At 67.2% G+C, this 23,008-nt stretch carries 23 protein-coding genes; 13 read left to right on the top strand and 10 right to left on the bottom strand.

The features are described 5' to 3' along the window. Nucleotides 1-77: 77 nt before the first annotated feature. Both FEK34_RS10850 and FEK34_RS10845 read left to right on the top strand, forming a co-directional pair. Nucleotides 78-329, top strand: a complete 252-nt coding sequence (locus tag FEK34_RS10850) for a hypothetical protein (protein ID WP_249358975.1) — start codon at nucleotides 78-80, stop codon at nucleotides 327-329. Nucleotides 330-351: 22 nt separating this feature from the next. Beyond that, complete coding sequence (locus FEK34_RS10845; RefSeq protein WP_171048136.1) at nucleotides 352-900, top strand: LppA family lipoprotein; 549 nt, start codon at nucleotides 352-354, stop codon at nucleotides 898-900. A gap of 16 nt (nucleotides 901-916) precedes the next feature. On the opposite strand, the gene FEK34_RS10840 is transcribed toward FEK34_RS10845, so the two are convergent. The 3 genes from FEK34_RS10840 to FEK34_RS10830 form a co-directional block, all read right to left on the bottom strand. Further along, nucleotides 917-1,291 carry a type II toxin-antitoxin system VapC family toxin gene (locus tag FEK34_RS10840; protein WP_138447726.1) on the bottom strand — a complete coding sequence of 125 codons (375 nt, stop codon included), beginning with the start codon at nucleotides 1,289-1,291 and terminating at the stop codon, nucleotides 917-919. Further along, a complete protein-coding gene (locus FEK34_RS10835; protein ID WP_138447725.1) occupies nucleotides 1,288-1,545 on the bottom strand; it encodes a type II toxin-antitoxin system Phd/YefM family antitoxin in 258 nt (85 codons plus the stop codon). Before FEK34_RS10835 ends, FEK34_RS10840 begins: the two co-directional genes overlap by 4 nt. 63 nt (nucleotides 1,546-1,608) lie before the next feature. Continuing rightward, entirely contained in the window at nucleotides 1,609-2,592 is a 984-nt protein-coding gene (locus FEK34_RS10830; RefSeq protein ID WP_138447724.1) for an EamA family transporter, read from the bottom strand. Nucleotides 2,593-2,685: 93 nt separating this feature from the next. On the opposite strand from FEK34_RS10830, the gene FEK34_RS10825 reads away from it, so the two are divergent. Further along, nucleotides 2,686-3,579, top strand: a complete 894-nt coding sequence (locus FEK34_RS10825) for a LysR family transcriptional regulator (RefSeq protein WP_138448104.1) — start codon at nucleotides 2,686-2,688, stop codon at nucleotides 3,577-3,579. Between the two features lie 271 nt (nucleotides 3,580-3,850). On the opposite strand, the gene FEK34_RS30720 is transcribed toward FEK34_RS10825, so the two are convergent. Both FEK34_RS30720 and leuA read right to left on the bottom strand, forming a co-directional pair. Then, complete coding sequence (locus FEK34_RS30720) at nucleotides 3,851-6,016, bottom strand: AAA family ATPase (RefSeq protein WP_249358973.1); 2,166 nt, start codon at nucleotides 6,014-6,016, stop codon at nucleotides 3,851-3,853. A 167-nt stretch (nucleotides 6,017-6,183) separates the two neighbouring features. Next, entirely contained in the window at nucleotides 6,184-7,977 is a 1,794-nt protein-coding gene (gene leuA, locus FEK34_RS10815; RefSeq protein ID WP_138447723.1) for a 2-isopropylmalate synthase, read from the bottom strand. A 241-nt stretch (nucleotides 7,978-8,218) separates the two neighbouring features. Between leuA and FEK34_RS10810 the strand changes: the two genes are divergently transcribed. From FEK34_RS10810 to FEK34_RS10800, 3 genes are all read left to right on the top strand, one after another. Then, entirely contained in the window at nucleotides 8,219-8,980 is a 762-nt protein-coding gene (locus tag FEK34_RS10810; RefSeq protein WP_138447722.1) for a sulfite exporter TauE/SafE family protein, read from the top strand. 151 nt (nucleotides 8,981-9,131) lie between these two features. After that, on the top strand, nucleotides 9,132-10,751 hold the full coding sequence (locus FEK34_RS10805) for a GMC oxidoreductase (protein ID WP_138447721.1): 1,620 nt from the start codon (nucleotides 9,132-9,134) through the stop codon (nucleotides 10,749-10,751). 88 nt (nucleotides 10,752-10,839) lie between these two features. Then, complete coding sequence (locus tag FEK34_RS10800; RefSeq protein ID WP_138447720.1) at nucleotides 10,840-11,676, top strand: ion transporter; 837 nt, start codon at nucleotides 10,840-10,842, stop codon at nucleotides 11,674-11,676. Between the two features lie 12 nt (nucleotides 11,677-11,688). Here FEK34_RS10800 and FEK34_RS10795 read toward each other — a convergent pair whose 3' ends face one another. From FEK34_RS10795 to FEK34_RS10780, 4 genes are all read right to left on the bottom strand, one after another. Further along, nucleotides 11,689-12,900, bottom strand: a complete 1,212-nt coding sequence (locus FEK34_RS10795) for a low temperature requirement protein A (RefSeq protein ID WP_138447719.1) — start codon at nucleotides 12,898-12,900, stop codon at nucleotides 11,689-11,691. Nucleotides 12,901-12,958: 58 nt separating this feature from the next. Then, nucleotides 12,959-13,417 (bottom strand): SRPBCC family protein, encoded by a 459-nt coding sequence (locus FEK34_RS10790; RefSeq protein WP_138447718.1) that lies wholly within the window; start codon nucleotides 13,415-13,417, stop codon nucleotides 12,959-12,961. A 146-nt stretch (nucleotides 13,418-13,563) separates the two neighbouring features. Next, nucleotides 13,564-13,755: a DUF1918 domain-containing protein gene (locus tag FEK34_RS10785; protein ID WP_048832581.1), complete on the bottom strand. Its 192-nt coding sequence runs from the start codon at nucleotides 13,753-13,755 to the stop codon at nucleotides 13,564-13,566. A gap of 30 nt (nucleotides 13,756-13,785) precedes the next feature. Beyond that, complete coding sequence (locus tag FEK34_RS10780) at nucleotides 13,786-14,367, bottom strand: TetR/AcrR family transcriptional regulator (RefSeq protein WP_138447717.1); 582 nt, start codon at nucleotides 14,365-14,367, stop codon at nucleotides 13,786-13,788. 72 nt (nucleotides 14,368-14,439) lie between these two features. Here FEK34_RS10780 and FEK34_RS10775 point away from each other — a divergent pair, with 72 nt between their 5' ends. The 4 genes from FEK34_RS10775 (at nucleotide 14,440) to FEK34_RS10760 (ending at nucleotide 18,094) form a co-directional block, all read left to right on the top strand. Beyond that, complete coding sequence (locus FEK34_RS10775) at nucleotides 14,440-15,003, top strand: dihydrofolate reductase family protein (protein WP_138447716.1); 564 nt, start codon at nucleotides 14,440-14,442, stop codon at nucleotides 15,001-15,003. A gap of 31 nt (nucleotides 15,004-15,034) precedes the next feature. Further along, nucleotides 15,035-15,610, top strand: coding sequence for a dihydrofolate reductase family protein (locus FEK34_RS10770; RefSeq protein WP_138447715.1), 576 nt, complete (start codon nucleotides 15,035-15,037; stop codon nucleotides 15,608-15,610). Nucleotides 15,611-15,791: 181 nt separating this feature from the next. After that, nucleotides 15,792-17,057, top strand: a complete 1,266-nt coding sequence (locus FEK34_RS10765; RefSeq protein ID WP_138447714.1) for an aspartate kinase — start codon at nucleotides 15,792-15,794, stop codon at nucleotides 17,055-17,057. Nucleotides 17,058-17,059: 2 nt separating this feature from the next. Further along, the gene (locus FEK34_RS10760; RefSeq protein ID WP_138447713.1) at nucleotides 17,060-18,094 is read left to right on the top strand and encodes an aspartate-semialdehyde dehydrogenase; all 1,035 of its coding nucleotides are present in this window, start codon (nucleotides 17,060-17,062) and stop codon (nucleotides 18,092-18,094) included. Nucleotides 18,095-18,155: 61 nt separating this feature from the next. On the opposite strand, the gene FEK34_RS10755 is transcribed toward FEK34_RS10760, so the two are convergent. Then, nucleotides 18,156-19,511 (bottom strand): serine hydrolase domain-containing protein, encoded by a 1,356-nt coding sequence (locus tag FEK34_RS10755; RefSeq protein WP_138447712.1) that lies wholly within the window; start codon nucleotides 19,509-19,511, stop codon nucleotides 18,156-18,158. 336 nt (nucleotides 19,512-19,847) lie between these two features. Between FEK34_RS10755 and FEK34_RS10750 the strand changes: the two genes are divergently transcribed. The 3 genes from FEK34_RS10750 to FEK34_RS10740 all read left to right on the top strand — a co-directional run bounded on the left by FEK34_RS10750 (nucleotide 19,848) and on the right by FEK34_RS10740 (nucleotide 22,666). Further along, nucleotides 19,848-20,342 (top strand): Fur family transcriptional regulator, encoded by a 495-nt coding sequence (locus FEK34_RS10750; protein ID WP_138447711.1) that lies wholly within the window; start codon nucleotides 19,848-19,850, stop codon nucleotides 20,340-20,342. Beyond that, nucleotides 20,339-21,808, top strand: a complete 1,470-nt coding sequence (locus FEK34_RS10745) for a catalase (protein WP_138447710.1) — start codon at nucleotides 20,339-20,341, stop codon at nucleotides 21,806-21,808. Before FEK34_RS10750 ends, FEK34_RS10745 begins: the two co-directional genes overlap by 4 nt. Nucleotides 21,809-22,171: 363 nt before the next feature. Next, a complete protein-coding gene (locus tag FEK34_RS10740; protein WP_138447709.1) occupies nucleotides 22,172-22,666 on the top strand; it encodes a hypothetical protein in 495 nt (164 codons plus the stop codon). Nucleotides 22,667-23,008: the final 342 nt, after the last annotated feature.

Below are 23,008 nucleotides of genomic sequence, written 5' to 3'. Positions count from 1 at the left end.
GAGGCTCGAGATTGGTTGCGGCGATAAACGCCGACGATGAGAATGACCTCAACCTTCGTCCAGGCCACGGCTTCGTCATGCGGGCACCTGACGATCCGATCGCGTGGGCAGACGACTATGGAGTATTCGGTCCCGATCCGGTGACGACGAACCTCGAACAGTTGTCGGTGCGAGAGTCCACCACCGAGGACGAGGTGCATCGAGAGGACAGTAATGGCCACAGTGAATACCCCCGGCCGGTCAAGGTGGGCGAGCAGTACTTTCTCCGGACTGCCGGGTACAACATGGCCGTGATCATTGCTGGGCTACCGGAGTTGGCGGTCCGGTGACATGCGCCGAATGCTGACTCGAATGGCCTTTGCGGTCATGACATTCATGGCCCTGACGGCGTGCGGTAGTCGTCTCGACGATCCCGGCGCACCTGCGAGTGCTGACGAGATCGCCCAAGCCGAGGCCCATATGCGGGCGCTGCCATCCGTTCACGATAGCGAGGCGCAGCTCGCCGCAGTCATCCGGCAGGTCGCCGACGCCGTCGAAACCGCCGCGCCAGCATTGGAGTGGCAGACCACAGCCAACCGTGCTCTCGGAACGCTCGGTTGCCCATCCCCTTACCTCGAAACCGACGGCGTTTCGATGACGACCGACACACTTCGCTCGCCAACCCCGATCAATGACGACGAATGGCCCAGCGTCATTACCATCGCGCGAGATACCGCAGCGCAGCACGGAATGACCTCACTGACCGTCCGAGCCGACTCGCCCGGCCGCCACGACGTCGTCCTGAGTTCGCCACACAATGGCGACAAAATAACGATCATCACCCACGGAGCCGCGGTCATCACCGGCGTCACCGGCTGCCGCTTCCGCGCCGAAGACCTCCAGAACCCGGCGTCGAAGTAGAACGCTTGCGCCCGAATCACACCGGCAGAATGCCCACGTCGTACTTCTGGCACCACGGATCGGCGGTCACGAGCCGAAGTCCCTCACACTGTGCCTGCGCAACGAGCATTCGATCGAATGGATCCCGATGGATCAGCGGGAGCCTGCCCGCGACGGTGCCATGGCGATGATCGATCGGCAATTCGACGAAACCGCTGTCGCGCAGTAGTTGGGGAAGATCCGGTGGTCCATCGAGCTTTCCGGCCGCCTGCTTGATCGCGACTTCCCAGATGGTCGCCGCGCTGAGGTACACATCGGGTTCGTGATCCAGCGTGTCGATGAGGTCCTCGGAGAGCCGGGGGTCGCCGTCGAGCCACCACAGTGCGACGTGGGTGTCGAGCAGCAGGCTCATGTCGTCATTCCGAAGTCGCGGGCGATCTCAGCGTTCGTTTCCTCGGAATCCCAGTCCGGCGCAAGCCGAAGGGTTCCGCGCAGCGAACCACGGCCTCGGCGATTCACGCGCCGCTTCAGCGGGACAACCTTCGCGACCGGGTGCCCGGCGCGGCTGATGACGATCTCTTCGCCGCGCTCGACGCGCTCGATGATCCGCGACAAGTTCGTCTTCGCTTCGTGGATGTTGAACTGCTCGGCGGCGTTGCCCGACATGAGGACCTCCGTAGCTAAGAGGTTAGTCCAACCCCTTCGGTTTGCCCAGCGTGTCAGAGCGCGTCAGCACCTGACGTGAGATTCGGACCGGCTTGGTGTGGTTGTGGCCGAAGGTGGGACGGTGGATCCGGCCGAGGATTCGCTGTTCGTGCTGGCCGCATCGGTCCGCTTCCGCGGGGCGGAGGTGGCCGCGAACGCGCCGGCGATGACGATCACCCCGCCGATGAGGCTTGCGGCCGTGGGCGTTTCATCGAGAAATGCCCAGCTGGCCGCGATGCCCACCACCGGAACCAGCAACGAGAACGGGGCGACGGCGCCGGCCGGGTAGCGGCTCATGAGGTAGGTCCACAGGCCGGAGCCGACGACGGTGGCGAGCAGGGCGATGTAGGTGAGGGCGGCCAGGGCGGGCCAGCCGGTGGGGGAGAAGGTGGCTGCCAGGTCGTGGAAGCCGGTGGTGGGGCCTTCGAGTGCCGCGGAGAGGGCGAACAGGGGCAGGACGGGAACGACGGCGATCCACAGGGTCAGGTGTAGCGGGTTGACGCCGGGCGATTCCTGGCCGGCGCGGCGGGCGCCGATATTGCCCAGTGCCCAGCCGAAACCGCCGGCCAGCGTGAGCAGCACCGGGATCAGGCTGGCGTGGGCGAAGCGGTCCCAGCCGATGATCGCCATGCCCGCGACCGCCGTCACCAGGCCGGCGACCTGGATCGGGCGGATGCGTTCGGACAGCAGCAACGCGCCGAGCGCGACGGTGAACGGCGCCGACGATTGCAGCACCAGCGACGCCAGCCCGGTCGGCATCCCCACCCGCATGGCGGTGAACAGGAACGCGAACTGCAACATGCCGAAACCGAGCCCGTACAACAGGATCCAGCGCCACCGCACATCCGGGCGCGGGATGAACAGCAGGACCGGGACCGCGATGACGGCGAAGCGCAGCGAGGCGAAGAAGAACGGCGGCAGGTGGTCGAGGCCGATGCGGATGGCCAGGAAGTTCAGGCCCCAGAGCAGGACGACGGTCAGTCCGAGCAAGCGGTCGCGGGTGGTCACGTTGTCCAGGATGGCGGCGGCGAATGCTCAGAACAATCGAATTGATCTGCACTATTTATGTAGCATTGCTTAATGAATTCTGTGGGTTCGCCGATGTCGCTGGAGCGGCTGCGGGTCTTGCGTGAGTTCGCCGACCGCGGCACCGTCGCCGCCACCGCGGCCGCGCTGTCCATGACGCCGTCCGCGGTATCGCAGCAGTTGAAGGTGCTCGCCAGGGAAGCGGGTGTGGCGCTGCTGGAACCGGACGGGCGCCGGGTGCGGCTCACCGACGCCGGGCACGCGCTGGTGGTGCGCGCCGACGAAGTGCTCGCCGCCATGGACCGGGCGGTGGCCGAGATGGCGCATTACCGTGGCTCGCCGCGCGGCCGGGTGCGGGTGGCGGTGTTCCCGTCCGGCGGGGCGCTGCTGCTGCCGAAGGTGCTGCCCGCGCTGGCCGGCAGCGGGGTCGAGGTCGTCGCCCGCGACGAGGATGTGCCGCCGTCGGAAACGCACCGGCTGCTGGCCGATTACGACATCGTCCTCACCCACCGCGACGAACGCGCCGCACCGCTGGCGGGGCCGCGAATCGCCTCGCGGGTGCTGATGCGTGAACCGATCGATGTGGTCGTGGCGCCGACGCACCGGCTGGCCGGGCACGCGTCGGTCACCCCGGCGGAACTGGCGGACGAGAGTTGGTTGAGTGTGCGCGGCGGATTCCCGGTCGACGATGTGCTGCGCTCGATCGCGACCGTGACCGGTGTGGAGCCACGAATAGCCCAGCGCCTCAATGAATTCCGCATGATCGAGACACTGGTGGCGACCGGCTACGGCGTAGCGCTGATGCCGCGCCACGCCGTCACTCACCCGGAACTGTCGGTGCTGCGGTTGTCCGGCGTCCGCGCGGCGCGACTGTACGAGCTGGCGACGCGTCCTCGGGCCGACGCACGCCCAGCCATTGCCACCGTGCTGGACGCGTTCATCGCGGCGGCCGCCGCCATACCGGACTGAGCCGCGAGGCACCGCGCACCGAGCCGGGATCCATTCGGCACCGAGCCCGTCGGCATGGGGCGCCGAGCCGTGGGCCACCTCGGACTGAGCCGCAGGCACCACGCACTGAGCCGGATCCATTCGGTACTGAGCCCGTCGGCATGGGGCACCGAGCCGTGGGCCACCTCGGACTGGGCCGGGGCGCACTGCGACCGAAGCCATGGGGCCGCGCTCGGAGGCGGAGCATTACCGGACAGCCACCGAGCCTTCCCGCGACACTAGCGCGCGACTATTACCGCCCGTACTGCTGCTGACCGTACTGCTGCTGACTCGCGGCGTACCCGAAGTCGTCGGCCACCATCGCCGCGAGCTCCAGCAGCGCGCGACGAGTCGGCTTGCTCACCAGCTCCAGGTCGATCTCCGCGCCTTCGGCCAGATGATCGTCGAACGGCACCACCTGCACCGCGCGGGTGCGGTCCAGGAACAGCTTGCGCAGCTGGTCGATATCGACCGAGGAGGCCCCGCGCCGAGACGCGTTGACCACCACGACCGTCCGCTCCACCAGCTTGCTGTAACCGTGGTGGTCGAGCCAGTCCAGGGTGGCCGAGGCGCTGCGGGCGCCGTCGATGGCGGGGGAGGTGACCAGGACCAGCGAGCTGGCCATATCGAGCACACCGGCCATGGCCGAGTGCATCAGACCGGTACCGCAGTCGGTCAGGATGATGTTGTAGAACGACTGGAGGATGCCGATGGCCTTGCGGTAATCGGCCTCGCTGAAGGCTTCCGAGACGGCCGGATCCTGTTCACTGGCCAGCACTTCCAGCCGGCTCGGTGCCTGCGAGGTGTGCGCGCGGACATCGGAGTACCGGGTGATGTGCTGGTCTTCGAGCAGGTTGCGGACCGTCGAACGGGTCTGCCGCGGCACCCGATGCGCGAGGGTGCCGAGGTCGGGGTTGGCGTCGATGGCGATGACGCGGTCACCGCGCAGCGAGGCGAAGGTGGAGCCGATGCCGACGGTGGTCGTGGTCTTACCGACGCCGCCCTTCAGCGACAGGATCGCGATCCGGTAGTCGCCGCGCACCGGCTGGTTGACACGCTCCACCAGGTCGGCGTGCACCACATCGGCCGCGGATTCACCGGGATTGATGATGCCGCGCGACGCCTTGTGCACGGCGCGACGCCACCCGCTGCGCGGCGCCTTGCGTGCCCGCTTGAGCAGGTTCAGGTCGTTGACCGAATGTCCGGGCTGACCGGGCTGCGGCATGTGCTGCGGCACGAACGGCTGCTGCTGCGGCTGTCCCGGCTGCTGGGTCTGCGGCGGCCCGCCCTGCCAGTCCGGCGTCTGGTACTGGCCGGTCGCGGGCCCGCTCATGCCAGCGGGCCCGGACTGCTGCATGGGCGGCTGGTAGGTCTGCTGCGGAGCCACCGGCGGCGGGGCCCAGCTGTTGATGGCGCCGCCGTGCGGATCGCCGCCGTCGGGCATCGGGTGATGGTTGCTCTGCTCGGGCGCGGGCGGCGGAGCCTGGAACTGCTCGCCCTGCGGCGCGAAACCGCCCTGGGCGAACTGGCTCTGGCCTGCGTCGAACTGCTGGCCGGGCGGCTGCGAGAACTGTCCGGCGCCGCCCTGCTGCTCGAATTGCGCAGGGGCGGGCTGCTGCTCGAACTGCCCGCTGCTGTGCGGCGCGAACTGGCCCTGATTCGGCTGCTGGTCGAACTGCGCGGGCGGCTCGAATCCACCCTGGTTCGGCTGCTCGGGGAACGGCCCTGGGCCTGCCTGCGAGAACTGGCCCTGCCCTGAAGGATCGAACCCACCGGACGGTGCGAACTGGTTCGGCGGGGCGAACGATCCTTGTTCCGGGAACTGTCCGGGGGGAGCGAATGTGCCCTGCTCGGGGAATTGACCCGGGGGAGCGAAGGAGCCCTGTTCGGGGAACTGCCCGGGAGGCGCGAACGAGCCCTGTTCGGGGAACTGTCCGGGGGGAGCGAAGGAGCCTTGCTCGGGGAATTGACCCGGGGGAGCGAAGGATCCCTGCTCCTGGAACTGACCGGGCGCCGGTTCGGGGAACTGGCCCGGCTGGGCGAACTGGCCGCTGGTGTGACCCGGCTGCGCGAATTGACCGCTGGTGTGCGAAGAGAACTGTCCGGGTTGTGCGAACTCGCCACTGTTGTGCGGCTCGAACTGCCCGGGTGCCGACGCGCCGGAGGCGGCGAACTGGTCGGCGCCGAAGGATGATTCGTTCACCGAATACACCGACGTCGCGTCGGCGGGACCGGCACCGTTGCCCGAATCCGGCTCGGATGCCTCACCCGCGGGGCTCGATTCGGCAGCCGCGGACTGCTCGGCTTCACCGGTGTCGTGCTGCGGCTGCTGCGTCGTGTCGGAGTCGGTGGCGATTCCGGCGTCCGCCGGATGACTCTGCAGCCAGGGCGGAGAAGTCGGGTTGTCGTTGTCTGTCACAGTTCCCCCATCTGCTCGGGATGTCGAGCAGAGAGCTCGGTGGCGCAGTTGCGGGTCAACGCTAGCAGGTGAGTTCGGGCCCGTGCATGCCGTGGCTTACCAGGTCCGAGACGGCACCGGCGCGGCCCGGACCGGCTCGAAGCCGTCCGGACCGCGCCGATGGTCGCTCAGTTCGCCCGGTTGACCGCGGAAACCACGGCGCGCAGCGAGGCGGTGGTGATCGAGGTGGCGATGCCGACACCCCAGACGGTCTTGTCGCCGATCGCGCATTCGACGTAGGCCGCTGCCTGCGCGTCGTCACCGGCGGACATGGCGTGCTCGGAGTAGTCGAGCACCTGCACATCGAAGCCGACGGTCGCGATCGCGTCGACGAATGCCGCGAGCGGGCCGTTGCCGGTGCCGGTGATCTCCTGCTCGACACCGTCGACCTTCACCGTCGCGGTGATGGTGTCGGTGCCGCCGTCGGTCTCCGAGGCGGTGACCTTCTGCTTGATCCGCTCCAGCGGGCGCACCGGGTTCAGGTACTCGGTGGCGAAGACGTCCCACATCTCCTTGGGCGTCACCTCGCCGCCCTCACCGTCGGTGATCTTCTGGATGGCCTGGGAGAACTCGATCTGCAGCCGCCGCGGCAGCGCCAGCCCGTGATCGGTCTTCATGATGTAGGCGACCCCGCCCTTGCCGGACTGCGAGTTGACCCGGATGACGGCCTCGTAGGTGCGGCCGACGTCCTTGGGGTCGATCGGCAGGTACGGCACCTCCCAGGTGATGTCGTCGACGTCGGCGCCCGCCGCATCCGCGGTCACCTTCATCGCGTCCAGGCCCTTGTTGATGGCGTCCTGGTGCGAGCCGGAGAACGCGGTGTACACCAGGTCGCCGCCGTAGGGATGGCGCTCGTGCACGGGCAGCTGGTTGCAGTATTCGACCGTGCGGCGGATCTCGTCGATATCGGAGAAGTTGATCTGCGGGTCGATGCCACGGGAGAACAGATTCATGCCGAGGGTGACCAGGCAGACGTTGCCGGTGCGCTCACCGTTGCCGAACAGGCAGCCCTCGATGCGGTCGGCGCCGGCCTGGTACCCCAGTTCGGCGGCCGCGACGGCGGTGCCGCGGTCGTTATGCGGGTGCAGCGACAGCACGATGGAATCGCGGCGGGCCAGGTTGCGGTGCATCCACTCGATGGAATCGGCGTAGACGTTCGGCGTGGCCATCTCGACGGTCGCCGGCAGGTTGATGATCAGCGGCTTGTCGGGGGTCGGCGCGATGATCTCGGAGACCGCGTCGCAGACCTCCCTGGCGTATTCCAGCTCGGTGCCGGTGTAGGACTCCGGGCTGTACTCGTAGCGCCAGTTGGTGTCGGGGTGCTTCTTCTCGGTCTCCAGGCACAGCTTCGCCGCGTCGGTGGCGATCTTCTTCACGGCCTCGCGGTCGGCGCGGAACACGACCCGGCGTTGCAGGATGGAGGTGGAGTTGTAGAAGTGCACGATGACGTTCGGCGCGCCCGAGCAGGCCTCGAAGGTGCGCTCGATCAGTTCGGGGCGGCACTGGGTCAGTACCTGGATGGTGACGTCGTCCGGGATGGCGCCGTCGGTGATGATCTCGCGGACGAAATCGAAATCGGTCTGGCTGGCCGACGGGAAGCCGACCTCGATTTCCTTGTAACCCATCCGCACCAGCAGGTCGAACATGCGGCGCTTGCGGGCCGGGCTCATCGGGTCGATCAGGGCCTGGTTGCCGTCGCGCAGGTCGACCGCGCACCAGGCGGGCGCGCGATCGATGACCTTGTCCGGCCAGGTGCGGTCGGGCAGTGTGATCGGCTCGACTTCCTCGGCGAAGGGCCGGTACCGGAAGGTCGGCATGGAGGAGTTCTTCTGCTTGTTCCAGGCCGGCTGATCGGCGGGCGCGGGCTTGGTGGGCGCGGTGATGGTGCGCGTGCCGGATACGAAGGCGTCAGCGGGTGACATGCGATTCTCCGTGGGTGTGGGTGGTGTCCCGAAAAGGCGGGTCGACCGGCGCGGCAGAACCCCGCGACGGGAGGCCGGTCCGATCAGACCCCGTCGCGGCGGCCGAGAAGAAGAGCCCGCTGCATGATGCGGGCCAGTTTACCGTGCCCGGATTCGGTGACGGAAGGGCGGTACCGATAGCGTCCAGGACCGAAAGCGCTTGTACGGGCCACCGCGGTCCGACGGGACGTGAGGAACATGGATGACTTGGCTCGAACAGCTGGCCGTCTTCGGGGCCGGTGTGGCCGCGGGCGGAATCAACACCATCGTCGGCTCCGGCACCCTCATCACCTTTCCGGTGCTGCTGGCGATCGGCTATCCGCCGGTGACGGCGAACGTGTCGAATACCGTCGGGCTGGTGCCCGGCTCGGTGAGCGGGGTGATCGGGTACCGGCGTGAGCTGTCCGGTCAGGGCGCCCGGCTGCTGCGGCTCGGCGTCGCGTCGCTGCTGGGCGCGATCACCGGCGCGGTGGCGCTGCTGACCATGCCGGAACAGGCGTTCAAGGCCATCGTGCCGGTGCTGATCATCGCCGCCCTGGTGCTGGTGGTGGTGCAGCCTCGGCTGGCGGCCTGGGTGAAGAGCCGCCGCGACGCCGACAACACCCCCGAGCACGGCGGCCCGGTGCTGTTCGGTTCGATCTACGCCACCGGCATCTACGGCGGCTACTTCGGCGCGGCCCAGGGTGTGCTGCTGATCGGGCTGCTCGGGGTGTTCGTGCACGACGATCTGCAACGGCTGAACGCGGTGAAGAACACGCTCGCGCTGCTGGTGAACGCGGTGTCGGCGGCGATCTTCATCGTGGTGGCCGATATCGCCTGGGAGGCGGTCGCGCTGATCGCGGCCGGTTCCATCATCGGCGGGCAGCTCGGCGCGCGCGTCGGACGCAAGCTGTCGCCGACCGTTCTGCGCGCGGTGATCGTCGTCGTCGGCACCGTCGCGGTGGTCCGATTGCTCACTTCATGACCGATCGGTAATGGCAGAGCCGTTTCTGCGGATCTCTATATAAGGAAGATCGTTCCGTCACGGGTGCGGCCGGGTGAAGAGCGGCTGTTCAACATTGGCGATTGCCGGTAATCTTCCCCCGGCCGCGCGCGTGAATTTGGAGGTGGCAGAAGTGGATAGGCGTGCCTTCCTCGAGGCGGTGGGTGCGGCGACATTGCTGGGGGTCCTCGGATCGACGGCCGGTGCGGTCACGGCTGAAGCCGATCCGATCTGGGATGCACTGTTCCGCGAATGGGTACCGGAGATCTTCGCGCCGCTACCCGATCCGGCCGACCATTCACCCGCGATCGTCGTCGGCTCCGGCTTCGGCGCTTCGGCCACGGCCCTGCGGCTGGCACAGGCCGGAATCGCCACCACGGTGCTGGAACGCGGTTCGCGCTGGCCCAATGATCCGTGGCGGGAGATCTTCACCGGCGACGACCTGCCCGACGGCCGCGGTTTCTGGCACCGCACCTCCTTCACCGGGGTGACCAAGGTGCCGATGCAGTTCGCCAGTTTCGGCGGGGTGCTCGACGTCACCGAATACCCGGGGATCGACGTGTGGCGGGCGGCCGCGGTGGGCGGCGGCTCGATCGTGTTCAGCGGCGTCATGATCGCGCCCGAGCGCAGCCTGTTCGACCATGTCTTCGGCGGGGTCGTCGATTACGGCGAACTCGAGCGCGTCTACTACCCACGCGTGCGGCAGATGCTGCGGCTGGACGCCATGCCCGCCGACATCTACCATTCGGCGCCGTTTACTCATTCGCGCGCCTGGGACGATCAGGTCCGCAAGGCCGGATACCGGCCGATGCCCAACGATTCGATCTTCAACTGGAACATCCTGCGCGATGAGCTGACCGGGCGCAGCAGGCCGTCGGCGACGGTGGCGCGCAGCAATCTCGGCAATTCCAACGGCGCGAAATTCGATCTCAATCAGAACTATCTGCGCTACGCCGAGCAGACCGGACGTTGCGGAGTCTTCCCCGGTCATCGGGTCGATTCCATCGCGCAGGAGAGCGGCGGACGCTATTCGGTCACCGTGACGAAACTGGCTCCGACCGGCGATGTGCTGCGCACCCGCACCCTGACCTGCGATCAGCTGTTCCTCGGCGCGGGTTCGATCGGCAGCACCGAACTGCTGGTCCGCGCCCAGGCCACCGGCGCCCTGCCCAACCTCAACGAACATATCGGCGACGGCTGGGGCACCAACGGCGATGTGGTGCTGGCCCGCGGCGCCAGCTCGGTCGCCGGCTTCGGTCAGGGCGTGCCGAGCGCCAGCCGGATCTACGACGACTCCGCGGTGCCGCTCACCCTGGAGAACTGGTACATCCCTGGCATCCCGTTCGAAACCGGCGCGCTGGCCTCGCTCGGCATGGTGCTCGACCCGACCCGCACCCGGATGGGATACGACCGCGGGACGGATTCGGTCGGGCTGAGCTGGTCGACGCGCAACCGCGACGACACGGTGGCCGCCGCCCGCGCCGTCGACCGCAGGATCGCCGAACGCGCGGGCGCGCTGGTCGAATACAGCGCCCTCGGCTACGACGCCAACGCGCTGTTCACCGCGCATCCGCTGGGCGGTGCCGTGCTGGGCCGGGCCACCGACGGGTACGGCCGGGTGCACGGCCATCCCGGGCTCTACGTCATGGACGGCGCGGCGATCCCCGGCAGCACCGCGACGGTCAACCCGTCGCTGACCATCACCGCGCTGGCCGAACGCAATATCGAGGCCATCATCCGCGCCGGACGCTGACGCGCCGCCACGAACCGCGAAATCAGCGCGGGCGACCCGGCGCGGTATTACCGTCGGCTGGGTTGTTCGGTATCGAAGGGATCCTCACGTGGCAGTAGCGTCGCCCACCGGCTATGAATCCGGCGAGGTGCCCGGACCCGGCGAGTACCCGCGCAAACCGCCCACGCTGTGGACCGATTTCCTGATGCTCGGGCTGGCCATCGTCTCGGTGGTGCTGGTCGGCTGGATCACCTTCTTCGAGGTCTCCGATCAGGCCTACCGCGCCATCGTGATCGCCGACTACACCATCTGCGCGATCTTCGCCGTCGAGTTCCTCTGGCGGTGGCATCGCGCCGGCTGGCCGTGGACGTTCCCGTTCATCTACTGGTACGAAGTGCTCGGCATGATCCCGGTGACCAGCCCGTGGCTGCGTGGCTTCCGGCTGCTGCGGATCGTGGTGATCCTGGTGCGGCTGGCCCGGGTAGCCGACCGGGTCTTCGGCGACCGGGTCACCGCCGCGGTGGTCAATCGCTCGGTCGGCACCATTGTCGAGACGATCAAGAAGCCGGTGACCATGGCCGTGCTCGACGAGGTGGCCCACGCCCTGCGCGCGGGCCACTACACCCAGAACATCGCCGCGGCACTGGAGGAGAACCGCAAGGAACTCGACGAGATGATCGTGGAGTTGATCAAGAACGATCCGCAGGCGGGCCGGGTCCGCTACCTGCCGTTCCACGACGACATCATCCGGCTGGTCGCCGATACCGTCTTCCGGATCCTGTTCCAGTTCCTCGACGATCCGCGCACCGACGAACTCGTCTCGGATCTGCTGCGGGAGAACATCGACCAGATTCGTGACGCGTTGAGCAACGGGGTGAAGGTGCCGCCCTCGGCCTACGGTCCGACGCCACTGGAACACACTGTGCGCCACCACTTCCCGCGCTGACCCGCGCAAGAATCATTCGGTAACGGCATGCCGGATCTGATCGCGCGCTCCGGCGTGGCGGACGGTTTCCCAGCTGATCAGCGCGGCCAGCACGGCGAACAGCATCGTCAACGCGGCAAGGGCGGGGAGTGCGGAAGCCAGCGGAGTCAATGCCACCAGCACCACCACCGTGACGATCCGGGCGACCGAGAGATTGCCGGTCGCGTACTGCTTGAACCCGACCAATCCGACGAGATACAGCGCCACACCGCCGTAGAGCGCGCCGAGCGGAATGCCGTAGAGGGCGTCGCTGAGGGTGTGCGCGGAGGCGTCGCCGACGTAGTACAGCACCTTCTTCAGGCCGAGTGACAGCCCGATGACGCCGGCGATCATCGGGAAATGCCAGTACATGTAGCACATTTGGGCGATCTTGATCTGCCGTGCGCCGGTGGCCTGCGCCAGCGCATGCTCGACGGTCAGCGCGGCGACGTCGAAGTAGGCCCACCACAGCAACCCGGAGATGGCCAGGCCGAGCATCGAGGCGAGCGTGATCGGCCACGAGATGGGTAGCCCCGAGACGCCGATGCCGATGGAGACGATCGACTCGCCGAGCGCGACGATGATGATCAGCCCATAGCGTTCGGAATAGTGGCTGGCCGAGGCGAGCCGCCATTCGGTGCCCGCGAACCGGGTCCACAGCCAATCGCCGGCGATCGCCGCGATCCACAGCGCGATCTGCACCCGGCCTTCGGTCAGCGCCGCGACGACGAGCAGGGTGGTGCCGAGGGTGATCGACCCCAGCGCCCACCGCAAGATCTGCGCGCGCAGCTTCGCATCGCCCGCGGCGGCCAGCCACATCATCACCAGATGCACCAGTCGCACGACCAGGTACGCGATGGCGAACACCAGCGGCCCGAACCAGCCGCCTTCCAGGTCGTCGAAGGCTTCGGGAATGGTGAGCGCGGCGATGAACGCGCCGCCCATCGCCACGAAGATGGCCACTCGGGCGATGCCCTCGTCGGCCCGGACCAGATTGCCCAGCCAGGAGTAGGCGATCCACAGCCACCACATCAGGGCCAGGCACAGCAGCGCGCGCAGCAGGTTCTTCGCGCTGGTGTCCTCGGCGGCGAGGTCGGTGACCATCGTGAACGCAAAGACCAGGACCAGGTCGAAGAACAGTTCGAGCTGGGTCACCGAGGAGCCCTCGGCCATCGGCTGTAGCCGGGCTCGTTTGGATCCGATCATGGATGACATCGTGGCAGGCCGGGGCCCGCGCTGCCCGCCGGATGAGCGGGCTCAGTCATCAAGCGGTTTGAAACGTCTCCGTTTCGGGAAATCGTTCGGCGAACTCGATGAACGTCTCGACCATCGCCTCGTTCGCGCGGCGCACGGAACGCTTGAGCAGGAAGCCGGGAACCGGAATGGGCAGGTACAACTCGTTGTGGTACCAGACGTGGGTGCCCTCGTCGGATTCGCTAACCTCGAAGAAGCCCCCGCCCTTGACGCCGCGAGTGCTGTCGACGACCTCCCAGGCCGAGCGGTTGCCGTCCCAGTCATATTCCAGGACCTGGAGATCGGAGCTGCCGAGCATTTCCGCCTTGACGAAGACCCGGCGCGGCCTGCCTTCCTCATCGCGGGTGGCGACGCGGGCATCGGTGTAGGCCGACGACCAATCCGGGAGCATTTCCACCGCCGCCAATGCGTCCATGACCTGGGCGGGGTCGGTGTCGACGACGAATCGGATATCGGTCTTCGTACGCATGTCTTACCTCCGCACCCCCGCATTACCAACGCGCCGATTGTGCCCAGCGGCACAGTGATCGTCAACACTGCGCCTACGGTGGCGTAGGTAGCTATACGGTTGGCCGGCGGCCGATCTGCGGGCGTGCGGTGACCGAATTGTGACGTTCAGTTCGAGCCCGGTGGCTCCACTGTCGCGTCGGGTCCGGGGTACACCAGCGACTCGTGTCCGTCCTCGAAACGCACGATATACGGGGGTGACCCGTTGGGTCCGCGCACCTCGACGATCTCGCCGAGATGATCATGGTCGCCCACGATGTGACCGTGCACATGGAGCCGATCTCCGACGTTCGCCATCATGGCTCCCATTATCGGGGACCGTGGTGCACATCACAACCCGTCCCGCTCTGCTATGGCGCGAGCGACGGCGGTTTCGATCAGATGCTTGCTCTGTTCTTCGGTGAAGATGCCCGGCAGCGTGAGCCGGTCCACGATCAGCCAATTCAGCGCCAGATACAGCAGTAGAACGGTGTCCTCGTCGCCCGGCATGCCGGAGTCGATGTGATTGCGGACGTTGAATTCGATATCGGCGCGCACGCGCTCGGTGAGCACCTCGCGCAGTTCTGGCCGCCGGGTCGCCTCCAGGCGCAGTTCCAGTAGCGCGAGGTAGCCGGTGCGGAAGGTCTCCAGCCGGTCGACCACGTCGGTCATCAGCTCGGTGATGGTCTCCTTCGTCTTCGGCCCGCCGAGCTTGGCCATCATCGCCGCGCTCGGTTCGAGGCGCTCGTAGAACCGGCTGCCGGTCTGGGTCATCAGGTCGTCGCGGTTGGCGAAATAGTTCGATGCGGTACCCGCGGGCACGCCGGCCTCCTTGTCGACCGCGCGAAAGGTCAGTCCCCGCGCGCCCTCGCGGGCCAGGACCTCGATGGCCGCGTCGAGCAACGCCTGTCTGCGCTCCGGATTCGTTCTCACCTTGACACCACTCCGTTTGTAGTACTACGTTGAAACCACTACAGACAGAGTACAACATCTCAGGTGGTTCATATGCGAAAGCTCGTCTACTACGTCGCCGTCTCACTGGACGGGTACATCGCGGGCCCCGGCAACGAGTTCGACTTCTATCCCGGCAGCGACGCCTACACCGAATGGATGTGCGGGCAGTTCCCGGACTCGATTCCCACCGCGGCCCGCCCGCACATCGGAATGGCGGTGGATGCGCCGAACCAGGACTGGGACACCGTGCTGATGGGCCGCGGCACCTACGCCGTCGGCGAGGCCAACCCGTTCGCGCACTTGAAGCAATACGTCTTCTCCTCGACCCTCGCACCGGATGCCGACCCGGCCATCGAGGTGGTGCCCGGCGATCCGGTCGCGCTGGTGCGGCAGTTGAAGCGCGCCGACGGCCTCGATATCTGGCTCTGCGGAGGCGGCAAGCTCGCCGGCACGCTGGTCGGCGAGATCGACGAGCTGATCATCAAGAGCTATCCGATCGTCGCGGGCGCCGGCATCCCCGCCTTCGCCGGTGCCTTCGACCCGACGCTGTTCACCCCGGTCCGGCGCAAGGAATTCGACGGCGGCAACCAGGTCACCTGGTACTCGCGCGCCTGACCCCGCCCACCCAAGAGAAAGCAGGACCACCATGCGAAAGCTCGTCTACTACGTCGGCATGACCCTCGACGGCTATATCGCCGGCCCCGACGGCAGCATCGATTTCTTCCCGCTGCCGGCCGACTTCACCGAATGGATCGCCGCCGACTACCCCGAAACGCTGCCCGCCCACGTCTGGCCGCATTTCGGCGTCGCCGAAGGTACGTCCGGCAAACATTTCGATACTCTCGTGATGGGCCGGGGCACCTATGAGCCCGGCCTGGCCGTCGGCATCACCAGCCCGTATCCGCAGCTGCGCCAGTACGTCGTGTCCAGCACGCTCGGGACAATCGAGGATCCGGGCGTCGAGCTCGTGGAATCCGATCCGGTGGGCCTGGTACGCCGGTTGAAGCAGGAGGACGGCCTGGATATCTGGCTGGCCGGTGGCGGCAAGCTCGCCGGTGCGCTCCTCGATGAGATCGACGAACTGGTCGTCAAGAGCTATCCGGTATCGGCGGGCGCGGGCGTGCGCGCGTTCGACGGCCCGTTCCGGCCCACGCGCTTCACTCCCACCCGGCGGCGCGAGTTCGGCAACGGCACCCAGGTCACCTGGCTCACCCGCGCCTGACGCCGGCCGGCGACGGAAGCCGATCACCGGCGGCGATAGCCCGTCCGCATCGATCTCAAACGAGATCCGGCACGGTTGTGTCCTTTTCCACAGGCGCGGAGGTAGGCCCGAAATCGCTGGATGCGGGCCGGTACGCTGAATCACCGGAATAAGCTTTTCGTCGATCTGGGAGGACCCTGTCGTGGCTCTCGTTGTTCAGAAGTACGGAGGATCCTCGGTCTCGTCGGCCGAGCGTATCCGGCGCGTCGCTGAACGGATCGTCGAAACGAAGAAGCAGGGGCACGAGGTGGTCGTGGTCTGCTCGGCCATGGGCGATACCACCGACGAGCTGCTCGATCTCGCCCAGCAGGTCTCCCCGGAACCCCCGGCACGCGAAATGGACATGCTGCTCACCTCGGGTGAGCGCATCTCCAACGCCCTGGTCGCGATGGCCATCCACGCCCTCGGCGAGGAAGCGCGCTCGTTCACCGGCTCCCAGGCCGGTGTCATCACCACCGGCGCGCACGGCAAGGCCAAGATCATCGACGTCACCCCCGGCCGGCTCCGGGAAGCCCTCGATGACGGCCTGATCGTGCTGGTCGCCGGCTTCCAGGGCGTGAGCCAGGACAGCAAGGACGTCACCACCCTCGGGCGCGGCGGCTCCGACACCACCGCGGTCGCGCTGGCCGCGGCGCTGAAGGCCGATGTCTGCGAGATCTACACCGACGTCGACGGCATCTTCACCGCCGACCCGCGGATCGTGTCCGACGCGCAGAAGCTCGAGCAGGTCTCCTACGAGGAGATGCTGGAGATGGCCGCGTGCGGCTCGAAAGTCTTGATGCTGCGTTGTGTGGAGTACGCGCGGCGCTACAACGTGCCCGTGCATGTGCGCTCGTCGTACACCGACAAGGTGGGCACCACCGTTTACGGATCGATGGAGGACATCCCGATGGAGCAGGCAATCCTGACCGGCGTTGCGCACGATCGCAGCGAGGCCAAGGTGACTGTCGTCGGCCTGCCGGACGAACCGGGCTACGCCGCCAAGGTGTTCCGGGCGGTCGCCGACGCGGAAATCAATATCGACATGGTGTTGCAGAACGTCTCCGAGGTGGAGACCGGCAAGACCGACATCACCTTCACCTTGCCCAAGACCGAACTGGTCCGCGCGGTGCAGATCCTCACCGAGCGCAAGGCCGAGATCGGCTTCTCCGAGGTCCGCTCCGATGAGAACATCGGCAAGGTCTCCCTCGTCGGCGCCGGCATGAAGTCCCATCCGGGTGTCACCGCGACGTTCTGCGAATCGCTGGCCGAGGCAGGCGTCAATATCGACCTGATCTCGACCTCGGAGATCCGCATCTCGGTGCTGGTCGCCGAATCCCAGCTCGACGAGGCGGTCAAGGTGCTGCACCGGGCATTCGATCTCGGCGGCGACGAGGTCGCCGTCGTCCACGCCGGAACGGGGCGATAAAAATGGGTGTACGCGTTGGAGTGGTCGGCGCGACCGGACAGGTCGGCGCCGTCATGCGCAAGCTGCTGGAGGAGCGCAACTTCCCGGCCGACGAGGTGCGTTTCTTCGCCTCGGCCAGGTCCGCCGGTAAGAAGCTGCCGTGGCGTGGCGGTGAGATCGTGGTGGAAGACACCGAGACCGCCGATCCGTCCGGGCTCGATATCGCGCTGTTCTCCGCGGGCGCGACGATGTCGCGGGTGCAGGCGCCGCGTTTCGCCGCCGCCGGTGTCACCGTGATCGACAACTCCTCGGCCTGGCGCAAGGACCCCGAGGTGCCGCTGGTGGTCAGCGAGGTGAACCCGGAGCAGACCCGCAACCTGGTCAAGGGCATCATCGCCAACCCCAACTGCACCACCATGGCCGCGATGCCGGTGCTCAAGCCGCTGCACGAGATCGCCGGTCTGCGCAGGCTCGTCGTCTCCAGCTACCAGGCGGTGTCCGGTAGCGGCCTGGCCGGTGTGGAGGAGCTGGCCTCGCAGGCGCGCGCGGTGATCGACGACGCCGAGAAGCTCACCCACGACGGTGGTGCGGTCGATTTCCCCGCGCCGAACAAGTACATCGCGCCGATCGCGTTCAATGTGCTGCCGCTGGCGGGTTCGCTGGTCGACGACGGCTCCGGCGAGACCGACGAGGATCAGAAGCTGCGCAATGAGAGCCGTAAGATCCTCGGCCTGCCCGACCTGCTGGTCAGCGGTACCTGCGTGCGCGTTCCGGTGTTCACCGGGCACTCGCTGTCGGTGAACGCCGAATTCGATCAGCCGCTGTCGGTGGCGCAGGCCAAGGAGATCCTGGCCAAGGCGCCCGGTGTGAAGCTGGTCGACGTGCCTACTCCGTTGCAGGCGGCCGGTCACGACGAGTCGCTGGTCGGCCGGATCCGGCAGGATCCCGGTGTGCCCGACGGTCGCGGTCTCGCGCTGTTCATCTCCGGTGACAATCTGCGTAAGGGCGCCGCGCTCAACACCATTCAGATCGCGGAAGTCCTGCTCGCCGACCGCTGAGCGAATACTTTTCCCGAACGAGCCCGGCCGTCGCTGTCCAGCGGCGGCCGGGCTCGTCTCGTCAGCGGATGCCCGGTGTGCGCGGGTCGGGGCCGAGGCAGGCCAGGATGGCGCAGCCGGGTGGCGCGTCGCTGAAGGGCGGGCGCAGCGGCTGGTTGAGGCAGGCGAAAACGTTGCAGCCCGGATAGGCCGACGGCCCGACCCCGACGATGGCCAGCAGGATATCGCTGTCGATGAACGCATTCGGGTCAAGCGTCAACGGAGGTTCGACGTAGGGACCGGGATCGGGCACCGGCGGTTCGTGGAAGGCGGCGAACAGCCTGCGGAAGAATTCGTGCGGCAGTTCGGCCGTGTTCTGCACGACGCCGGACGGTCCGTACTTGCTGACGTTGCCGAACATCCCGGTCCACACCACGGTCAGATCCTGGCTGGGGAAGACGAAGACGTTCTGCATGCCCATGCCTGCCATGGAATACATGTCCGGCGGCAGGAAGTCGGCGTTCTCCGCGCAGGCGGGGCCGAGCCAGAACAGGTACCCGTAGCAGTGATTGGTCGCCGACGGAGAGCGCGCCGCGTCCAGATAGCTGCGAGAGACGAGTTGTGTTGTACCCCAACGCCCGTCGTTGGCCACGAGCAGTCCGAGCTTGGCCAGATCGTTGGGTGGGATCATCAGGTGCGCGTACCCGTAGGTGTGGCCTGCTCGGTCGCGGGCCCAGTAGTAGTCGCCGCGCTCGATGCCGAGCGGGTCGAACAATTCGCGCTGCGCGAACTGTTGCAGCGGTTCGCCGACGGCCAGCTCCAGCACGTACGCCAGCAGGTCGACATTGCGCTGGCTGTAACTGAATACGGTGCCCGGCTCATGATCCAGCGGCACACCGAGGGCCTGCACCGCGCTGTTCGGGTCGAGCGGGATCACCCCGGTGATGCCTTCGGTGACCACGCCGACACGCATGCCCGACGATTCCGTCAGCAGATCTTCGACGGTGATCGAGCGCCGTTGCGCGTCGCCGAGTCCGGCGGGCAGGTACCGTCCGATCGGGTCCGAGATATCGAGTTTCCCCTGATCCGAGGCGATTCCGGCGAGCAGGGAGACAATGCTCTTGGTGACGCTCCAGACGTTCCAGGCCACATTGCCGGTCTGGGCGTTGGTCGGGCCTTCACCGATGAGGCAGTTGTGCCGGAAGACCTGGACGTTCAACCGATTCCGGGTGCTCGCGAAGTTCAGGGCCTCGGCCAGGCGTTGCGAATCCAGCCCTACCGCTTCGGGTTCGGCGCGTTCGAGTTGCCGTCCCGAGGTCACCGAGCACTGTGCCTGAGTGGTGGTGGGTGGCGCCGCTGCCGCGGACGCGGCGAAGACGTGCCCAGCAACCAGTGCAACCGCCGTGACCCCTACGAGGAGTCCACCGAAACGCCCCATGCGGATCAGGTTAGCGCCGCGGGCCGGTCGCGGCCGGTATATGCGAAACGCCGCCAGGTCGGGGACCTGGCGGCGTCGAGTCGCGGGACGCCCACGCCGACGTCACCACTGATATCGGCACCCGGCAAGCGCCTCTCGGCGAGTGGTCGCTCGTAGCGACAGAGGGGTGAGGCCCGGGGCTGCTCGGATGCCGACAGCGGGGTTCAACGAGGCGCGGAGGGGAACTATTCCGGGCCGAAGATGTGACGCGCGGCACTACACTTGGCCACGCACCGCAGTTCGGCAACCCACCAGTTATTTTCTTGACTAATTCCAGAAAAGGTGGAGACTCGAAGTATGCACACCGACGGCGCCGATCCCCGCGAGCAGTTGCGCGCGGCCGGTCTGCGGGTCACCGCCCCGCGGGTAGCGGTGCTCGACGCGGTTGCGGCTCGCCCGCATTCCGACGCCGACACCGTCGCCGTCACCGTCCGGCAACAGCTGGGCTCGGTCTCCACCCAGGCCGTCTACGACGTGCTGCACGCCTGCGTCCGCGCCGGCATCCTGCGGCGCATCGAGCCAGCCGGGTCGGCGGCGCTCTACGAGGCCAGGACCGGCGACAACCATCACCACCTGGTGTGCAGAAACTGCGGCACGGTCGTGGACGTGGACTGTGTCGTGGGCAGCGCCCCCTGCCTGCAACCCGATGACGAACACGGTTTCGCCATCGATGAGGCGGAGGTCGTGTTCTGGGGCCTGTGCCCGAACTGCCGTCCGGACCGACGGCCGACACCCCGACAGTCCCGGGTCAGCCCACCCGGGTCCGTTGACCAGCCGAGGAGGCTTCTATGACCAAGCCGACGACCACCAACACCGGCATTCCCGTCGAAAGCGACAACGAATCGCTGACCGCGGGAACTCAAGGCCCCGTTCTGCTGCACGACCACTATCTGATCGAGAAGCTCGCGCAGTTCAACCGGGAGCGGGTGCCGGAACGCATCGTGCACGCCAAGGGCTCGGGCGCGTACGGCGAACTGGTGGTGACCAACCCGGAGATCGCGAAGTACACCAAGGCCAAGCTGTTCCAGCCCGGCGCGCGCACCGAATCGCTGGTGCGCTTCTCCACCGTCGCCGGTGAGCAGGGCAGCCCCGACACCTGGCGTGACCCGCGCGGTTTCGCGATCAAGTTCTACACCGAGGACGGCAATTACGACCTCGTCGGCAACAACACGCCGGTCTTCTTCATCAAGGACTCCATCAAGTTCCCCGATTTCATCCGCTCGCAGAAGCGGCTGCCGGGCTCCGGCCTGCGTGACCACAACATGCAGTGGGACTTCTGGACCCTGCGCCCGGAATCGGCGCATCAGGTCACCTGGCTGATGGGCGACCGCGGCATCCCGAAGAGCTACCGGCACATGAACGGCTACGGCTCGCACACCTACCAGTGGATCAACGCCGAAGGTGAGCGGGTGTGGGTGAAGTACCACTTCCGCACCGACCAGGGCCAGGACTTCCTCACCCAGGCCGAGGCCGACCGCCTCGCCGGCACCGACCCCGACCTGCATCGCAAGGATCTGTGGGACGCGATCGAGCGCGGGGACTTCCCGAGCTGGACGGTCTACGTGCAGATCATGCCGGTCGCCGAGGCCGAGACCTACCGGTTCAATCCGTTCGACCTCACCAAGGTCTGGTCCAAGAAGGACTACCCGCTGATCGAGGTCGGCAAGTGGACGCTGAACCGCAATCCGCGCAACTTCTTCGTCGAGATCGAGCAGGCCGCGTTCGAGCCGTCGAACATCGTCCCCGGCATCGGGTTCTCGCCGGACAAGATGCTGCTCGGCCGCGTCTTCGCCTACGCCGACGCGCACCGCTACCGCATCGGCACCAACTACGCGCAGCTGCCGCCGAACGCACCGCGCGCCGCGGAGGTCAACTCCTACTCCAAGGAAGGCGCGATGCGGTACCACTTCAACGAGCCGGAGGTGCCGGTGTACGCGCCGAACTCCTACGGCGGCCCGCACGCCGATCCGGAACTGGCCGGTGACGGCGGCGCCTGGGAGTTCGACGGCAAGGCCGTGCGCGCGGGCTACATCCAGCATGCCGAGGACGGCGATTTCGTCCAGCCCGGCATTCTGGTGCGCGAGGTGCTCAACGATGAGCAGCGCGACCGGTTGGTGAGCAATATCGTCGGCCATGTGCTCGGCGGTGTGCAGGAGCCGGTGCTGAGCCGGGTCTTCGAGTACTGGAAGAACGTCGACAGCGAGCTCGGCAAGCGCGTCGAGGAGGGCGTGCGGGCCGGTCTCAACGGCAACGGCTGACCCTCGGCTCCTCGAAAAGCATTCCGCCCCTGACCATTCCGGTCAGGGGCGGATCTTTTTCTGTCCAGCGGTACCGCAGGGTCCTAGAGCAGACCGAACCAGTAGATCACGCAGGCCAGCATCCAGACGACCACGGTTTCCATCGACGCTCTCCCAATCTTCTTGCCGTACTTCCATCATGGCGCGAAACGAGCACCCGCGCCGCAAACTGGTCCAGTTTCGCCGATCGGAGCCGCTCGAGCGGGGATTGCCGGGCTGCAAGTTCTTCTTAAGGGCGCGCCAAGCCGGGGGCGGCATTGTTTGTGTCAACACCGGAACACACCGGAAAGAACAGACCGAAACCCCGAACAGGACGTAACGACGATGATCGGCAAGCTGACCACCGCCCTCGCTCTCGCCACCACGACCACCGCCCTCGTTCTCGGTGCGGGCACCGCATCGGCCGCCACCGAAGGCGTTCCGGGCGCCGCCGTCACCGGACAGGCCACCTGCACGCACAAGAACGACAAGATCCGGATCGAGATCGACTCGCCGGTTGTCTACGCCCAGCCCGGCTACCTGCCCGGTGAGAACCAGCAGATCCGCTACCGCACGGTGGTCGTCGACGCCGCCCAGGGCACCCTCGCCGTGGCAGGCGAGTGGGAGACCGGCAAGGCCACCGACACCAAGGCCGCCGATATGGACGACACCAAGGTGGACGTCCTGCGCAACGACCCCAACGCCTACCTGGTCATCCAGGAGGTCGAGTGGCTCGCGCCCGACGGTGAGAACCCGGTCGCCGCGACCGACCTGTACGCGACCAGCTACCTGATCAAGGACGGTCGCACCGAGCTCGGCACCTTCGACTACTGCCAGTAGCCGAGGTCCGAATAAGAGGGGGACGGTGATCGGGCCGGGGAGGGCCCGATCCACCGGAATCAGCAGCCGACGCCGCTGGGGAGGGGCGGACGCTGCGGGCGCCGGACCGGGGAGATCCGGCGCCGGGCGAGGCCGGGCCGGGGAGGGCCCGAGGGTATCCGAGCGGAGCAGGCCGGGGAGGACCTGACGGGGGCGGATACCGGGGTGGGGCCTCGATGGGGGGATCGGGGGACGCCGGGAGGGGTGACATCGAGTGCGGGGACTCGATGGACGAGCCCGGCGGGGTCGGTGCCTCCTGACTGCCTCGGGGGTGGGCGGTCAGGAGGGGCCGAGGGGGTGCCT

The organism is Nocardia cyriacigeorgica (assembly GCF_005863245.1).
Lineage (GTDB): Bacteria > Actinomycetota > Actinomycetes > Mycobacteriales > Mycobacteriaceae > Nocardia > Nocardia cyriacigeorgica_C.
This window is presented reverse-complemented; position numbering and strand designations above follow the sequence as displayed.

What these genes read in the sequence shown, in the direction of transcription:
- FEK34_RS10845 (WP_171048136.1), top strand. Translation starts at nt 352, where the DNA reads ATGGCCTTTGCGGTCATGACATTCATGGCCCTGACGGCGTGCGGTAGT.
- FEK34_RS10755 (WP_138447712.1), bottom strand. Translation starts at nt 19,511, where the DNA reads ATGGGGCGTTTCGGTGGACTCCTCGTAGGGGTCACGGCGGTTGCACTG.
- FEK34_RS10770 (WP_138447715.1), top strand. Translation starts at nt 15,035, where the DNA reads ATGCGAAAGCTCGTCTACTACGTCGGCATGACCCTCGACGGCTATATC.
- FEK34_RS10850 (WP_249358975.1), top strand. Translation starts at nt 78, where the DNA reads ATGCGGGCACCTGACGATCCGATCGCGTGGGCAGACGACTATGGAGTA.
- FEK34_RS10810 (WP_138447722.1), top strand. Translation starts at nt 8,219, where the DNA reads ATGACTTGGCTCGAACAGCTGGCCGTCTTCGGGGCCGGTGTGGCCGCG.
- leuA (WP_138447723.1), bottom strand. Translation starts at nt 7,977, where the DNA reads ATGTCACCCGCTGACGCCTTCGTATCCGGCACGCGCACCATCACCGCG.
- FEK34_RS10840 (WP_138447726.1), bottom strand. Translation starts at nt 1,291, where the DNA reads ATGAGCCTGCTGCTCGACACCCACGTCGCACTGTGGTGGCTCGACGGC.
- FEK34_RS10750 (WP_138447711.1), top strand. Translation starts at nt 19,848, where the DNA reads ATGCACACCGACGGCGCCGATCCCCGCGAGCAGTTGCGCGCGGCCGGT.
- FEK34_RS10825 (WP_138448104.1), top strand. Translation starts at nt 2,686, where the DNA reads ATGTCGCTGGAGCGGCTGCGGGTCTTGCGTGAGTTCGCCGACCGCGGC.
- FEK34_RS10795 (WP_138447719.1), bottom strand. Translation starts at nt 12,900, where the DNA reads ATGATCGGATCCAAACGAGCCCGGCTACAGCCGATGGCCGAGGGCTCC.
- FEK34_RS10790 (WP_138447718.1), bottom strand. Translation starts at nt 13,417, where the DNA reads ATGCGTACGAAGACCGATATCCGATTCGTCGTCGACACCGACCCCGCC.
- FEK34_RS10835 (WP_138447725.1), bottom strand. Translation starts at nt 1,545, where the DNA reads ATGTCGGGCAACGCCGCCGAGCAGTTCAACATCCACGAAGCGAAGACG.
- FEK34_RS10740 (WP_138447709.1), top strand. Translation starts at nt 22,172, where the DNA reads ATGATCGGCAAGCTGACCACCGCCCTCGCTCTCGCCACCACGACCACC.
- FEK34_RS10745 (WP_138447710.1), top strand. Translation starts at nt 20,339, where the DNA reads ATGACCAAGCCGACGACCACCAACACCGGCATTCCCGTCGAAAGCGAC.
- FEK34_RS10785 (WP_048832581.1), bottom strand. Translation starts at nt 13,755, where the DNA reads ATGATGGCGAACGTCGGAGATCGGCTCCATGTGCACGGTCACATCGTG.
- FEK34_RS10760 (WP_138447713.1), top strand. Translation starts at nt 17,060, where the DNA reads ATGGGTGTACGCGTTGGAGTGGTCGGCGCGACCGGACAGGTCGGCGCC.
- FEK34_RS10775 (WP_138447716.1), top strand. Translation starts at nt 14,440, where the DNA reads ATGCGAAAGCTCGTCTACTACGTCGCCGTCTCACTGGACGGGTACATC.